General features: G+C 71.9%; 14 protein-coding genes. 8 read left to right on the top strand and 6 right to left on the bottom strand.

All coding sequences use genetic code 11. From position 1 onward, the window contains the following. Positions 1-38: 38 nt before the first annotated feature. Positions 39-1,364, bottom strand: coding sequence for an iron uptake transporter deferrochelatase/peroxidase subunit (gene efeB, locus IG62_RS0124910; protein ID WP_051798544.1), 1,326 nt, complete (start codon positions 1,362-1,364; stop codon positions 39-41). Between the two features lie 46 nt (positions 1,365-1,410). Continuing rightward, complete coding sequence (gene efeO, locus IG62_RS0124905) at positions 1,411-2,562, bottom strand: iron uptake system protein EfeO (protein ID WP_030807440.1); 1,152 nt, start codon at positions 2,560-2,562, stop codon at positions 1,411-1,413. A gap of 436 nt (positions 2,563-2,998) precedes the next feature. On the opposite strand from efeO, the gene IG62_RS0124900 reads away from it, so the two are divergent. Then, entirely contained in the window at positions 2,999-3,664 is a 666-nt protein-coding gene (locus tag IG62_RS0124900) for a PhzF family phenazine biosynthesis protein (protein ID WP_030807437.1), read from the top strand. A 30-nt stretch (positions 3,665-3,694) separates the two neighbouring features. Here the strand turns inward: IG62_RS0124900 and IG62_RS0124895 are convergent, their stop codons facing one another. Continuing rightward, positions 3,695-4,393 carry a heme oxygenase (biliverdin-producing) gene (locus IG62_RS0124895; protein ID WP_030807434.1) on the bottom strand — a complete coding sequence of 233 codons (699 nt, stop codon included), beginning with the start codon at positions 4,391-4,393 and terminating at the stop codon, positions 3,695-3,697. 170 nt (positions 4,394-4,563) lie between these two features. Beyond that, the gene (gene map / locus IG62_RS0124890) at positions 4,564-5,421 is read right to left on the bottom strand and encodes a type I methionyl aminopeptidase (protein WP_030807431.1); all 858 of its coding nucleotides are present in this window, start codon (positions 5,419-5,421) and stop codon (positions 4,564-4,566) included. Positions 5,422-5,487: 66 nt separating this feature from the next. On the opposite strand from map, the gene IG62_RS0124885 reads away from it, so the two are divergent. Continuing rightward, positions 5,488-5,721, top strand: a complete 234-nt coding sequence (locus IG62_RS0124885; RefSeq protein ID WP_030807428.1) for a hypothetical protein — start codon at positions 5,488-5,490, stop codon at positions 5,719-5,721. 267 nt (positions 5,722-5,988) lie between these two features. Here IG62_RS0124885 and IG62_RS0124880 read toward each other — a convergent pair whose 3' ends face one another. Together IG62_RS0124880 and IG62_RS0124875 are read right to left on the bottom strand one after the other, a co-directional pair. Then, positions 5,989-6,672 carry a hypothetical protein gene (locus IG62_RS0124880; protein WP_030807425.1) on the bottom strand — a complete coding sequence of 228 codons (684 nt, stop codon included), beginning with the start codon at positions 6,670-6,672 and terminating at the stop codon, positions 5,989-5,991. Positions 6,673-6,714: 42 nt separating this feature from the next. After that, positions 6,715-7,728: a dihydrodipicolinate synthase family protein gene (locus tag IG62_RS0124875; protein WP_051798536.1), complete on the bottom strand. Its 1,014-nt coding sequence runs from the start codon at positions 7,726-7,728 to the stop codon at positions 6,715-6,717. Between the two features lie 195 nt (positions 7,729-7,923). On the opposite strand from IG62_RS0124875, the gene IG62_RS0124870 reads away from it, so the two are divergent. From IG62_RS0124870 to npdG, 6 genes are all read left to right on the top strand, one after another. Beyond that, positions 7,924-8,607 carry a FadR/GntR family transcriptional regulator gene (locus IG62_RS0124870; RefSeq protein WP_030807419.1) on the top strand — a complete coding sequence of 228 codons (684 nt, stop codon included), beginning with the start codon at positions 7,924-7,926 and terminating at the stop codon, positions 8,605-8,607. Positions 8,608-8,815: 208 nt separating this feature from the next. Next, entirely contained in the window at positions 8,816-9,100 is a 285-nt protein-coding gene (locus tag IG62_RS0124865) for a sialidase family protein (RefSeq protein ID WP_030807416.1), read from the top strand. Beyond that, positions 9,097-10,449 (top strand): ABC transporter substrate-binding protein, encoded by a 1,353-nt coding sequence (locus IG62_RS0124860; RefSeq protein WP_030807414.1) that lies wholly within the window; start codon positions 9,097-9,099, stop codon positions 10,447-10,449. Before IG62_RS0124865 ends, IG62_RS0124860 begins: the two co-directional genes overlap by 4 nt. Further along, the gene (locus IG62_RS0124855) at positions 10,446-11,432 is read left to right on the top strand and encodes a carbohydrate ABC transporter permease (protein WP_030807411.1); all 987 of its coding nucleotides are present in this window, start codon (positions 10,446-10,448) and stop codon (positions 11,430-11,432) included. Before IG62_RS0124860 ends, IG62_RS0124855 begins: the two co-directional genes overlap by 4 nt. Then, entirely contained in the window at positions 11,429-12,304 is an 876-nt protein-coding gene (locus IG62_RS0124850) for a carbohydrate ABC transporter permease (RefSeq protein ID WP_030807408.1), read from the top strand. Before IG62_RS0124855 ends, IG62_RS0124850 begins: the two co-directional genes overlap by 4 nt. Before the next feature lie 78 nt (positions 12,305-12,382). Next, a complete protein-coding gene (gene npdG / locus IG62_RS0124845; protein WP_030807405.1) occupies positions 12,383-13,114 on the top strand; it encodes an NADPH-dependent F420 reductase in 732 nt (243 codons plus the stop codon). The last annotated feature ends 496 nt before the right edge of the window (positions 13,115-13,610 follow it).

Below are 13,610 nucleotides of genomic sequence, written 5' to 3'. Positions count from 1 at the left end.
GCCCGTTTTGGACGGCGATCTCTTCGGTGGCGGCGGTGTCAGGCGAACAGCCCCCGGCCCCACCAGTCGCCCGCCTTCCGGACGCCCGGCGGGACCGCGAAGACCGCGGAACCCACGTGCTGGATGTACTCGTTGAGCGCGTCGTTCTGCGACAGCTTCTGCTGCAGCGGCACGAAACCGTGCCGTACGTCGCGCTGGTAGGCGAGGAAGAACAGCCCGGCGTCCAGCCGGCCCAGTCCGTCCGTGCCGTCGGTGAAGGAGTAGCCGCGGCGCAGGATGCGGATACCGCCGTTGGACTCGGGGTGTGCGAGCCGGACGTGCGCGGTCGGCAGCATCGACTTCAGGTGCGGCTCGTCGCGCTCGTTCTTCCGGCCGACCGGGGCGCCCTCGCCCTTGTCGCGGCCGAAGATGTCCTCCTGCTCCTTGAGCGAGGTGCGGTCCCAGGTCTCGATGTGCATCCGTATGCGGCGCGCGACGAGGTACGAACCGCCCGCCATCCAGCCGGCCTTGCCCTTCTCGTCCCCGTCGCCGACCCACACGTGCTTGTCCAGCGCGGCGGTGTCGGTGCCCGCGATGTTCCGGGTGCCGTCCTTGAAGCCCATCATGTTGCGCGGCGTCTGGGCGTCCGGCGTGGTCGAGGACGTCTTGCCGAAGCCGAGCTGCGACCAGCGGATGGCTATCTTGCCGAAGCCGATCCGGGCGAGGTTGCGGATGGCGTGCACGGCCACCTGCGGGTCGTCCGCGCACGCCTGGACGCACAGGTCGCCGCCGCTGCGGGACTTGTCGAGGTTGTCACCGGGGAACTGCGGCAGATCGATCAGCGCCGCGGGCCGCCGGTCCTTGATGCCGAACCGGTCCTTGCCGTCCTTCTCGAACAGCGTCGGGCCGATGCCGAAGGTGAGGGTGAGCCGGGACGGCGGCAGACCGAGCGCCTCACCGGTGTCGTCCGGCGGCGCCTCCGCCAGCCCGCCGACCGCGCCGTCACCGACCGCGTCACCGGCCGTCATCCGCGCGGCGGCCTTCGTCCACTCCTTGAGCAGGGCGATCAGCTCGTCCCGGTCGTCGGTGGTGACGTCGAACGCGGCGAAGTGCAGCCGGTCCTGGACGGCGGTGGCGATACCGGCCTGGTGCGGGCCGTGGAAGGCCACCGCGGCTCCCGCGGTGGCGTCCGCGCCGGCCGGCTGGACGTCGTTGCCGGCCCGCAGCGCCGCGGCCGTACCGCCGGCCGCCACCGCGCCGAGCGCCAGCCCCGCACCGCCCCAGCCGAGCAGCGAACGCCGGGACGGCGCCCGCCCGCCGGCGGCCTGCCCGTCCGCGGGGGCCCCGGCGGCCGCGTCGGTCGCCTCGTCCGTCTTGTCTGCCATACCGTCCTCGTGCTGCGTCATCCTGATCCCCTGCCCCGGCGGCGGACTACTTGGCGGTGGCCACGGCTGCGGCCAGCTTCGACAGCGGCTCGGCCAGCGCGTTGACGCCGTCCGAGAGCTTCTTGCGGTCGCCCTTGCCGACGGTGTCGTACGAGACGAACCCGTCGGTGGACTTGTCGTCACGGTGGTCGTCGAGCAGCGCGCGGATCGCCGCGAACTGCTTGTCCAGCTCCTTGGCCAGCGCCGGCTCGTGCTTGGCGACGACCGGCTTGAGCAGCTGGTACGCCTTCTCGGCGCCCTCGACGTTGCCCTGGAAGTCGACCAGGTCGGTGTGGCTGTAGCGCTCTTCCTCACCGGTGACCTTGCCGGTGGCGACCTCGTCGAGCAGTTCCTTGGCGCCGTTGGCCATGCTGGTCGGGGTGATCTCGGCCTTGCCGACCCGCTTCTGCCAGTCCTTGAGGTCGGTGATCAGCTGGTCGGCCAGCTTCTTGTCGTCCCCGGAGATCTTCTTCTCCTCCCACAGGGACTTCTCCAGCTTGTGCCAGCCGGTCCACTTCTGGCCGCCGGTGAGGCCGTCGGCCCGCACGTCGACCTTGGGGTCGATGTCGCCGAACGACTCGGCGACCGGCTCGGTGCGCTCCCAGCCGATCCGGGACAGCGCATAGGCCTTCTTCGCGGCCTCCAGGTCGCCGGCCTTGACGGCGTCGGCGAACTTCTGGGCCTTCGGCAGCGTCTGGTCGGCCTGCTCCTGCACGTACTCGCGGTACGCGGCGACCGCGGCGTCCAGCTTGGGGTCGCGCTTGGCGGCCGTCCCCTTGCCGCTGACCGTCACCTTCTGCCGGATGCCCTTGCCCTTCATGCCCGGCTTGCAGGCTATTTCGTACGAACCGGCCTTGATCTCCGCGGTGATCTCGGCGTTGGTGCCGGGGCCGATGTTCTCCCGCTCGGTCACGATCCGGTCGCCCGGGGCGTAGACGTACACCTCGGTGACCTTGGAGCCCTTGTTCTCCACCGAGAACTGCACGTGCCCGGCCGGGAACTCCTTGGTCGACAGCTCGCAGCTGGAGTCGGTCGCGGTCACCTTGACTGCGCCCTTGCCGCCTCCCTTGCCGTCGTTCTTCGCGGCGCAGCCGGCGACGGCGGTGACGGCCGTGGCCGCGGCGAGGGCGGCGACGGCGGAGGAGCGAAGGGCTCGCATACGGGGCTCCAAGCGGGCTAGGACGAAGAAACTGTGCACAGGAACGGTAAACAATGGCCGGAGCCACCACTAAGGCGGCCCTAACTTATCTGAGGCTTACCTATTTCTGCCCGCCCTGTCCAGTGATCCCGCTCTCATACGCAACGGCCCCATCACGGATTGGCCCGCCACACATCACGGAACGGTCATGCGCCGGTCAAGGTAAGGGCCCACTGTCGAGACGGCCTGTGACCGGGGTTTTTCGTCCCTCGTCGCCCGTGGGGCGAAGATCCTGCCTCGCGCTAATTAGGTTAGCCTTACCTAAGAAGTCGTTTTCTCCGGGGGTGCTCCATGACGCCGTTCCCGCCGACCGTGACCCGCGCCCGCGTGCTCTGCGCCGGACTGCGCCGGACCCTGGTCCGCGCGGTCTCGCCCGGCCCCGCGGTTCAATGTCCCGATGACCGCACACGAGGTACTCCGGGTGTTCTGCGGACCGGACGGCGCCGGGGGCAATGAACTGGCGGTGGTGCGGGACGGGGCGGCGCTCCCCGGTCCCGTCGAACGCGCCGCCCTCGCCGCCCGGCTCGGCTTCAGCGAAACCGTGTTCCTCGACGACCCTGACCGGGGCGCCGTCGACATCCACACCCCGAGCGTCCGGCTCCCGTTCGCCGGGCATCCGCTCGTCGGCCTGGCCTGGCTCCTGCGCGAACAGGGCCGGCCGCCGCGCACCCTCCGCCCGCCGGCCGGCGAGGTCACGGTGAGCTTCGAGGACGACCTCACCTGGGTCCGCGGCCGCCCGGAATGGGTGCCGCCGCGCCGCACCGAACGCCTCGCCTCGGTCGCCGAGGTCGACGCCCTGCCCGCCCCGCCGCCGGGGGAGGGCTGGCTCTACGCCTGGGCCTGGCAGGACGAACCCGCCGGTGTGGTCCGCGCCCGCGGCTTCCCGCGCCGCGGCGACAACATCGCCGAGGACGAGGCCACCGGCGCCGCCGCCATGCTCCTCACCCACCAACTGGCCCGCCCCTTGACGATCCATCAGGGAGCGGCGTCGCAGATCTTCACCCGGGTCCACCCCGACGGCACCCTCGCCGTCGGCGGCCGGGTGCGGCGCCCGGCGGCGTAACGGCGCGCCGCCGCCCGGGCGTTGCTCTTCCTACGCGCTGAGCGGGAACTCCTCGCCCAGTGCGTGGAAGACCGCGCTGTTCAGACGGAAGGCCCGGCGGCATTCCTCGATCACACGCTGCTTTTCGACCTCGTCCACCGGCAGGGCGTCCAGCAGGGCGCGGTAACTGCGCTTGAAGGCGGCGGGGTTGGCGATGCCCTCGAAGACGTAGAAGCGGACGCCGTCGCCCTTGCGCGCGAAGCCCCAGGTCTTCTCGGCGGTGCCGCGGATGATCTGGCCGCCGGAGAGGTCGCCGAGGTAGCGGGTGTAGTGGTGCGCCACATAGCCGGCCGGCCAGGTGCGGGCGCATTCCGTGACGCGGGCGGCGTAGGCGGCGGTGGCCGGCAGCGGCCGCAGGCCCGTGCGCCAGGACGGGCCGCCGAGGTGGGCGAGGTCGCGTTCCAGCTCGGGGGTGCGGGCCAGCTCGGGACGGAGGAACGGGCCCGCCACCGGGTCGCCGGCGAGCACCGCGGTGGCGTCCTCCAGGGCGCGGTAGACGAACCACAGCTGCTCGGTGTAGCGCCGGTACGCCGTGACGCCGAGCCTGCCGCCGAGGAGGTCGCTCATGAACGAGGAGTTCTCGGCCTCGGTGTGCTGCGCGTGGGACGCGGTCCGGATCACCGTCGAGAACGGGGTGGACGGAGCGGGTGCGACGGGCGAGGGGTGCGGGGCCGGGCTGGACGGTTCCATGACGGACCTCCGGGGCCGAGGGGCGCGAACGGCCGGCAGCTTTACCGACTCGGTGTCGGTAAATCAGTGTAGGGGCGTTTCCGACGTGCTGTCGGTAAAAATTCTGCCAGGCCCGTGCCCCGGGCGCGAGGCGGCCACAGGCCGGGGCCGCCCCGCCCACGCACCCGCGCTCAGGGCAGGGTCAGGATCTCCGCGCCGGTCTCCGTGACCACCAGGGTGTGCTCGAACTGCGCGGTCCGCTTGCGGTCCTTGGTGACCACGGTCCAGCCGTCCGACCACATGTCGTACTCGTGCGTGCCCAGCGTCAGCATCGGCTCGATGGTGAACGTCATGCCGGGCTTGATGTCGGTGGTGTGGTGCGGGCTGTCGTAGTGCGGAACGATCAGACCGGAGTGGAACGACGAGTTGATGCCGTGACCGGTGAAGTCACGGACCACGCCGTAGCCGAAGCGCTTGGCGTAGGACTCGATGACCCGGCCGATGATGTTGATCTGACGGCCCGGCTTGACCGCCTTGATCGCCCGGTTGAGCGCCTCCTGCGTGCGCTCGACCAGCAGCCGGGACTCCTCGTCCACCTCACCGCACAGGTACGTGGCGTTGTTGTCGCCGTGCACACCGTGGATGTACGCGGTCACGTCCAGGTTCACGATGTCGCCGTCCTTGAGGACGGTGGAGTCCGGGATGCCGTGGCAGATGACCTCGTTGAGCGAGGAGCACAGCGACTTGGGGAAACCGCGGTAGCCGAGCGTGGACGGGTAGGCACCGTGGTCGCACATGAACTCGTGGGCCACCCGGTCGAGTTCGTCGGTCGTCACGCCGGGCTGGATGTGCTTGGCGGCCTCCGCCATCGCCTGGGCGGCGATCCGGCCGGCGATCCGCATCCGCTCGATCGTTTCGGCGTCCTGCACCTCGGGCCCGGTGTAGGGCGTGGGCGCGTCCTTCCCGACGTACTCGGGGCGCGGGATCGAGGCGGGGACGGGGCGGGTGGGGGAGATCTTCCCCGGGACAAGAAGCGACTGGCCAGACATGCCAGCGAGTGTATCCGCGGCCCGTCGGGCAGGATGGTGGCACGGAGCACCCCACAGGAGGCGGCGATGGCGCTCTTCAAGAGGCGGACGGTCGGAAAGCCGGGCGAGTGGTTCTACTGCCTCAAGCACGGCACGGTCGAGGAAGGCCCCCAGTGCCGCGCCGCCGACCGCTTCGGCCCCTACGACACCCGCGAGGAGGCCGCGCACGCCATGGAGACCGCCCGCGAGCGGAACCTGGAGTGGGAGACCGACCCCAAGTGGCACGACATGGGCAAGGGCGGGGACCGCGAAGAGGACTAGCCGGTCCTCCAGGTGTGAGCCGCTGGACGGTGAGGGCCCCGCCGCCCCCGTGTACGGCGGGCGTGCTCGTCGGTTCGGGCGTCGTACCAGCGTCGTGCGCGGCGGGCGACGGGCCAGCCGCACGGAGAGCAGGAGCGAGCCGGCGTAGGTGGCCGCGTCGACGCCGTACGCCCAGGACGGGCCCGCCCGATTTTCGGCGGCGGAGCGGGTGGGCGCAGGGGGCCGGCCCACGGAGGGCGGAGGGCCGCCGCCTGCGTACCCGCCCGGCTACCAGCGCGGTGGCGGGGGAGCGGTCAGTTCGTCGGCGAGCCGGGCCAGGCGGTCCCGGAAGCGGCGGCGGCCGCGGGGTGCGGGCAGGCTGTTCTCGCCGGCGGCCGCGCTCACCAGGTGCTGGACCGTATCGAGGTCGAGGCCCTGGGAGGCGACGTCCTCGGGATCGGGGCCGGGGCCGGTGCCGGGGGTGCCGTCGGGGTCGCTGTCGGGGTCGACGTCGGGCGGGGGCGCCGACGCGGTCAGGGCGTCGTGCGCGAGCGCGTGCAGATCGCGGTCGCCGCCGTCCAGGGCGAGCACCGTGGCACCGTTGCGGCGGGCGTCGTGCACCCGTTCCAGCAGCTCGGCGCCCGGCTGCTCGGGCGCGACGACCAGCAGGGTCTCGCCCCGCCCGGCCGCGGCCAGCCGGCCCGGCCCGACGGCCAGATGGGCCGGGGCGCCGGCGGGAACGCGGTGCCGCACCAGGGTCGGCGACAGCTCCGGCAGCCCCGACCAGGCGGCCTCGTCGTCCAGATGGGCGGCCAGATGCCAGGGCTCGTACCCCGCACCGCCGACCAGCAGCAGTCCGCCGCCGTGCGGGGCGACGGCGGTGCGCAGTGACCCCGCGAACCGCCGGGTGGCCTGGATCCACTCGGTCCCGGCGAGCACCTCACGCAGCAGGGCGACCCGTACGGCATCCATGGCCAGGATCCTGCCGCAGCGCCCCGGCACCTCGTTGTTCTTTCAACCGATGTCACCCGTACGGGCCACCGGTTCCAGACCGGCGACCGTCAGCCGACGTCCTACCTCCCGGACGGACTCCTCGCTCAACGGCAGCTGGGGGAAGGCGGTGGCGCCGTGCTCGATGACGCCCAGGAGCCGCAGTGCCGCCTTGAAGGCGCCGAGCGCCGAGGAACTGCGGCCCATCTCGGCCTCCGGGCCGGCGTCGACCATCCCGAACAGCGCGACCAGGCGCTCCTGTTCGGCGGCCGCGCGCTCCCAGTCGCCGGCCCGCGCCGCCTCGTAGAGGCGTACGTAGCCGGCCGGATCGACGTTGCCGAGCCCCGGGACGACGCCGTCCGCGCCCGCCAACAGGGCGCCGTCCACGGTCAGTTCGGAGCCGGTGAGGAGGATGAAGCCGGGGGCCGGGCCGGTGTGCCGGCCGGCGCGGCCGCCGAGTGCGACGAGCAGCCGGCGCAGCGCGCCCTCGTCGCCGCTGCTGTCCTTCAGCCCGGTCAGCGTGCCGTCCTCGGCCAGCTCGCGCACCACGGTGGGGGTGAGCCTGCTGGGCACGGCCATCGGGATGTCGTAGGCGAACAGCGGGCGGTCCACGGCCGTGCGCAGATGGCGGAAGTGGGCGGCGATCTCCCGGGGGTGGGTGCGGGTGTAGAAGGGCGCGGTGGCGACCAGGGCATCGGCGCCGAGCGCGGCGGCGGCGCGGGCGTGGTCAAGGACCCGGGGGGTGGTGGTGTCGATGACGCCGGCGAGGACCGGGACCCGGCCGTCCGCGGCCTTGATGACGGTCTCCAGGGCGGTGGCCCGTTGGTGGTCGGTGAGGTAGGCGACCTCGCCGGTGGAGCCGAGGGCGAAGAGTCCGTGCACCCCGGCGGCGAGGAGGTGGTGCACCAGGCGCGTCAGGGAGGCGGTGTCGACCTCGCCCCGCCGGTCGAGCGGGGTGCAGACCGGGGGAATCACGCCGCGAAGGGGTCCGTGGAGGGGTCCGTGGAGAGGGCCGTGGAGGGGGGTGGGCAGGGCCATGGCGGGCTCCGGGTGGTCGTGAAACACATAGGACGTGGGATGTCCTATGTCGGAGCACAATAGACCTGTTCACAGGCGGTCGGAAGGATCCGCGGCCCCGGCGGGGGCGGGCGGGACGGGGTCCCCCTGCTCCCCAAGAGCGTGGGGGAGGGGCGGCGGCGCGGCAGCGGTGCGTGCGGGAGAGGGAGAAATGCCATGGCACGAGGGACGATGTCCGAGGAAGTGCAGGGACGGATCAAGCAGTTGATCCTGCGCCGCAGACTGGTCCCGGGCGATCCGCTGCCCACCGAGGCCGAACTGGTCGGCCTGCTCGACGTCAGCCGCAACTCGGTGCGCGAGGCGCTCAAGGCGCTGCAGGCCATGCGCATCGTCGAGATCCGGCACGGCTTCGGCACCTACGTCGGCCCGCTCACCCTGGAGCCGTTCGTCGAGGGGGTCGCCTTCCGCGCCGCGGTCCGCCACCACCAGGGCGAACCGAGCCTGTACGAGCTGATGGAGGTCCGCGAGGCGCTGGAGGCCGGCCTGATCGCCGCCGTCGCCCGCCGGCTGCCCGCCGAGGACCTCACCGTCCTCAAGGGCCTGGTGCAGCGGATGGCGGAGGAGGCGCGCGGTGGCATGGTGCAAAGCGCCACCGACCGGGCCTTCCACCTCGCCCTGTACCGCTCGATGGGCAACCACCTGCTGAGCGAGGTGCTGGACGCCTTCTGGGCGGCGCTGCGCCGGGTGCGCGAGGACCTCTCCGACGACCGCCCGGACCCGGAGCTCACCTACCGCCAGCACAAGGAGATCGTCGACGCGTTGGAGGCCGGTGACGGCGACCGTGCCGTGGAGGCCATGCACCGGCACTTCGACGGCATCCGGCGCCGCCTGGCCGAGTAGCGAAGGCGCGGGCCCGGCCCGGTGGTGCGGGCGGGCGACGCGGGACGCCGTCCCGGGCCCGCCCGTTCACCGCGATGTCACGCCCCGTCAGCCGTTCCGTCGCCGACACGGAAAAGCGTCATGTGCGCTGCCTTGACGGTCAGTTGGGCGCTCCCTATGGTCCCCAGGACAAGGGACATCCTACGTCCCTGCCCTCTGGGGGTGACCCATGGCGTACGAGAGCTCGGTGCCGTACCGGGCCGGGACCGAGCGGTACACCAGCTTCCGGATCCCCGCTGACCCGCCCGCCGACGGCCGCCGCGTACGGCTCCGGCACGGCGACGACGACGGCGCGACCTGGAACCCGCCCCGCGCCCCCACCGACCAGGTCGAACGCCTGATGACCCGGCGCGCGCCGGACCAAAACACCGCCGGACTGCTCCACGAGACCGGCGACTTCAGCGCGTACTCGACGATCACCTTCCGCCGCATCCCCGTGGAGGAGCCGGCATGACCCGCAACCCCGTGCCCCATCTGCCCCGTACGCCCCGCAGAACGGTCCTCGGCGGGGCGGCCGCGCTCGCCGCCGGTCTCGCACTCGCCGGCTGCGGCGACGGCGGGGACGGCGACGCCGACGCGCCCCGGGAGCGCAAGAAGGGCCAGAAGATCACGCTGACCTTCTGGTCCTGGGTGCCGGGCATCGACAAACCCGTCGACCTGTGGAACCGCAAGAACCCCGACGTCCAGATCAAGGTCGAGAAGGTGTCGGCCGTCAACGGGGAGCAGTACGCCAAGATGCACGCCGCCGTCAAGGCCGGCAACCCGCCCGACCTCGGCCAGATCGAGTTCCCCGTCGTCCCCAGCTTCCTGCTCGACAACGGGCTGCTCGACCTCGCCCCGCTCGGCGCCGCCCGCCACAAGGACAAGTTCTTCGGCTGGCAGTGGCAGCAGTCCGTCTTCGGCAAGGGCATCTACGCCATCCCGCAGGCCTCCGGCCCGATGGGCCTGTTCGTCCGCCAGGACCTCTTCGACAAATGGGGCCTGAAGGCTCCTGGGACGTGGGACGAGTACGAGGCCGCCGCCAAGGTGATCCGCAAGAAGGGCGCCTGGATCGAGACCTTCGCCCCCACCAACGGCAACCGCTTCGCCGGCCTCGCCTGGCAGGCCGGCGCCAAGTGGTACGCGACCCACGGCGACACCTGGATCGTGCACATCGATGACGAACCCACCCGCCGGGTCGCCGACTACTGGGAGTCCCTGGTCAAGCAGAAGCTCGTCAAGACCATCCCGGACCGCCAGAACGCCTGGTACAAGGACCTTCAGACCGGCGCCATCACCGCCTGGGTGGGCGCCAGTTGGGGCGACGCCCTGCTGGTCGGCAACGCACCGGGCACCAAGGGGAAATGGCGGGCCGCGCCGCTGCCCCAGTGGAAGGCCGGCGAACGGGTCTTCGCCAACTGGGGCGGCTCCACCACCGCCGTCTTCGCCAAGGCGAGCTACCCCAAGGACGCCCTCGACTTCGCGATCTGGCTCAACACCGACCCCGAGTCGATCGCCCTCCTGATCGCCGGCGGCTACGGCTTCCCCAGCGCCAAACAGGGCTACGCCACCGACGCCCTCGACGCCGACCGGGCCTTCTTCGGCGGCCAGGCGTACAGCAAGGTCTTCGCCGACGCCGGTGCGCACGTCGACACCAGCTGGCGGTGGGGCCCCGGCGTGGACACCCTCTACCAGCGGCTCGGCGACGCCTTCACCGACGCCCTCGCCGACGGCAGCTCGTTCCGCGCGGCCCTCACCAAGGTGCAGCGCCAGACGCTGTCCGACCTCCAGGGCAAGGGCCTGAAGGTGGAGAGCGGCGGGTGAGCCGGGACACCCTGGGCCGCACCGCGCCGGACACCGCCCGGCGGCCGGACCCGCCCGGCCGCCGCCGACGCCGGATCTCCCGCACCGAGACCCGCAACGCCCGCGCCGCCGCCGCCTTCGTCCTGCCCTTCCTCGCCCTCTTCGGCCTCTGCTTCGTCGCGCCCATCGGCTACGCCGTCCAGCAGAGCCTGCACCGCACCGAACGCACCGGCCCGCTCGGCCTCGGCGGCAACGAACACGAGGCGTTCGCCGGCCTCGCCAACTACGCGCACGCCCTCGCCGACGAGCGGTTCCTGGCCGGCTTCGGCCGGGTGCTGCTCTTCGGCGCCGTACAGATCCCGCTGATGATCGCCCTCGCCACCGCCCTCGCACTGCTCCTGGAGAGCGCCGGCGCCCGCGGCATCGCCTTCTTCCGCAGCGCCTTCTTCCTGCCCTACGGCGTGCCCGGCGTGATCGCCTCGATCCTCTGGGGCTTCCTCTACGTCCCCGGCATCAGCCCGCTGGTGAAGATCGCCGACGCGGCCGGCTGGGACGTCGACTTCCTCTCCCGCGGCACCGTCCTGTGGTCCATCGCCAACATCGTCACCTGGCAGTTCACCGGCTACAACATGCTGGTGCTGATCGCCCAGCTGAAGTCCGTACCCGGCGAGCTGTACGAAGCGGCCCGGATCGACGGCGCCTCCGCCTGGCAGGTCGCCCGGCACGTCAAGCTCCCGCTCATCCGCCCCGCGCTCGTCCTCACCACCGTCTTCAGCATCATCGGCACCCTCCAGCTGTTCGCCGAGCCGATGGTGCTGCGCCCGCTCGCCTCGTCCATCGACTCCGGCTTCACCCCCAACCTGCACGCCTACAGCGAGGCGTTCGTCGGCAACAACCCGCACGTGGCGGCGGCCGAGTCGGTGCTGCTCGCGCTGGTGGCGTGCGTGCTGTCGTTCGGCTTCCTGCGGCTGGTCGGCGGACGGGCGAAGGAGCGACGCCGATGACCCGGCCCACCGTCCGCTCCCGGACGACCCTGCCGCCGGTCCGCTACCGGATCATCACCGCCTCCCTGCTGACCGTCGCCGCGCTGTACTTCCTGGTGCCCGTCTACTGGCTGGTCGTCTCCACCACCAAGAACAGCGCCGAACTCTTCGGCACCTTCGGCTTCTGGTTCGCCGGCCACCCCGACCCCCTCGGCCACCTCGCCGACGTCCTCACCTACGACCACGGCATCTACGCCCGCTGGTTCGCCAACTCCCTGCTCTACGCCGGGATCGGCGCGGTCTGCGCCACCCTGCTGTCCGCCGCGGCCGGCTACGCGCTGGCCAAATTCCCCTTCCCCGGCCGGGAGGCGGTCTTCAACCTCGTCCTCGCCGGCGTCCTCATCCCCGGCACCGCGCTCGCCCTCCCGCTCTACTTCCTCTTCAGCGCGATGGGCCTGGCCGACACCTACTGGGCGGTGCTGATCCCGAGCGTGGTCAGCCCGTTCGGCGTCTATCTCTGCCGGATCTACGCGACCGCCGCGGTCCCCGACTCGCTGCTGGAGGCGGCCCGGATCGACGGCGCGGGAGAGGCCCGGATCTTCGCGGGCGTGGGCCTGCGGCTGATGACCCCGGCCCTGGTCACCGTCTTCCTCTTCCAGTTCGTCCACATCTGGAACAACTACTTCCTGCCGCTGGTCATGCTCTCCGACTCCGACCTCTACCCGATCCAGCTGGGCCTGACCAGCTGGACCGGCTACGCGGACCGGCAGCCGGTGCTCTACCAGTACACAGTGGGCGGCGCGTTCCTCTCCGTGGTGCCGCTGATGGTGCTGATGACCGTCCTGCAGCGGTACTGGCGCACGGGGCTGACGGAGGGCAGCGTCAAGGCGTGACGCGGGCGGGCCGGCGACCGCGGCACCACCCGCTCACCGGCCCGCGCCCGGCCGCACCCGCGTGACAGGATCGCTGTCATGACTACTCCTGACGATGCCCAGTCCCCGAACGCCGCGACCCGCGCCAAGGCCGCCCTCCAGCGCGACCCGTGGGACCTCCCGGACGTGTCCGGTCTCGTGGTCGGTGTCCTCGGCGGCACCGGTGACCAGGGCCGCGGCCTGGCCTACCGGCTCGCCAAGGCCGGCCAGAAGGTGATCATCGGCTCCCGCGCCGCCGAGCGCGCACAGACCGCCGCCTCGGAACTCGGCCTCGGCATCGAGGGCGCGGCGAACGCGGAGTGCGCGCGCCGCAGCGACGTGGTGATCGTCGCCGTGCCGTGGGAGGGCCACGCCAAGACGCTCCAGGCCCTGCGCGAGCCGCTGGCCGGCAAGCTCGTGATCGACTGCGTCAACCCGCTGGGCTTCGACAAGAAGGGCGCCTACGCGCTGAAGCCGGAGGAAGGCAGCGCGGCCGAACAGGCCGCCGCGCTGCTGCCGGACTCCCGGGTCACCGCGGCCTTCCACCACCTGTCCGCGGTGCTGCTCCAGGACCCCGAGGTCGAGCAGATCGACACCGACGTGATGGTCCTCGGCGAGTCCCGCGCCGACACGAACCTGGTCCAGGCCCTGGCCGCCCGCATCCCCGGCATGCGCGGCGTCTTCGCGGGCCGGCTGCGCAACGCACACCAGGTGGAGTCGCTGGTGGCGAACCTGATCTCGGTGAACCGCCGCTACAAGGCGCATGCGGGGGTCCGCCTTACGGATGTTTGATCCCCCCACGTAGTTGGCTTTCCCGCCGCGGGGCTTGGTCGCCGTTGCGCTTTGCGGCGCCGCGTACGTTGCTGGCCGTCCCGCCGCGGGTGTTGTTCGCCGTTGCGCCTGCGGTGGGCTGGGTTTGTTGTGGGTGCGGTGACGGGCCTCCGGGGCCGGTTGTGTGGACTGCTGACGCTCTACGTCCACACAACCGGCCCCTCCGGCCCGTCCCCTCCCGGTAGGGGGAGTGTGCGGCTAAGTGGGGGCGCGCGTTGTGCCGCGTACACCTGACCGTCGCCGGTCAGCGGGAATAGCTTCCCCGGCGCGCCCAGTTGTGGCCCCGCAGGGGGCCCTCGCGACCCTTACGGGATCTGTTCGACCCACCCCTACGGGTCCGCAGACCCCCTTGTACCCCCAACGCCCACCCCCACCCACCTCTTCCCCCTCCCCCAACGGGAGGGGACGGGCCGGAGGGGCCGGTGTTTGGGACGTAAAGCGACAGCAGTCCCAAACA

This window comes from Streptomyces sp. NRRL S-337, assembly GCF_000720175.1.
Classification (GTDB): Bacteria; Actinomycetota; Actinomycetes; order Streptomycetales; family Streptomycetaceae; genus Streptomyces; species Streptomyces siderophoricus.
This window is presented reverse-complemented; position numbering and strand designations above follow the sequence as displayed.

Excerpts from the sequence above, each read along its gene's own strand:
- efeB (WP_051798544.1), bottom strand. The coding sequence starts at position 1,364 with ATGGCAGACAAGACGGACGAGGCGACCGACGCGGCCGCCGGGGCCCCC.
- IG62_RS0124885 (WP_030807428.1), top strand. The coding sequence starts at position 5,488 with ATGGCGCTCTTCAAGAGGCGGACGGTCGGAAAGCCGGGCGAGTGGTTC.
- IG62_RS0124880 (WP_030807425.1), bottom strand. The coding sequence starts at position 6,672 with ATGGATGCCGTACGGGTCGCCCTGCTGCGTGAGGTGCTCGCCGGGACC.
- npdG (WP_030807405.1), top strand. The coding sequence starts at position 12,383 with ATGACTACTCCTGACGATGCCCAGTCCCCGAACGCCGCGACCCGCGCC.
- IG62_RS0124900 (WP_030807437.1), top strand. The coding sequence starts at position 2,999 with ATGACCGCACACGAGGTACTCCGGGTGTTCTGCGGACCGGACGGCGCC.
- efeO (WP_030807440.1), bottom strand. The coding sequence starts at position 2,562 with ATGCGAGCCCTTCGCTCCTCCGCCGTCGCCGCCCTCGCCGCGGCCACG.
- IG62_RS0124865 (WP_030807416.1), top strand. The coding sequence starts at position 8,816 with ATGGCGTACGAGAGCTCGGTGCCGTACCGGGCCGGGACCGAGCGGTAC.
- IG62_RS0124870 (WP_030807419.1), top strand. The coding sequence starts at position 7,924 with ATGGCACGAGGGACGATGTCCGAGGAAGTGCAGGGACGGATCAAGCAG.
- IG62_RS0124860 (WP_030807414.1), top strand. The coding sequence starts at position 9,097 with ATGACCCGCAACCCCGTGCCCCATCTGCCCCGTACGCCCCGCAGAACG.
- IG62_RS0124850 (WP_030807408.1), top strand. The coding sequence starts at position 11,429 with ATGACCCGGCCCACCGTCCGCTCCCGGACGACCCTGCCGCCGGTCCGC.
- IG62_RS0124875 (WP_051798536.1), bottom strand. The coding sequence starts at position 7,728 with ATGGCCCTGCCCACCCCCCTCCACGGCCCTCTCCACGGACCCCTCCAC.
- IG62_RS0124895 (WP_030807434.1), bottom strand. The coding sequence starts at position 4,393 with ATGGAACCGTCCAGCCCGGCCCCGCACCCCTCGCCCGTCGCACCCGCT.
- map (WP_030807431.1), bottom strand. The coding sequence starts at position 5,421 with ATGTCTGGCCAGTCGCTTCTTGTCCCGGGGAAGATCTCCCCCACCCGC.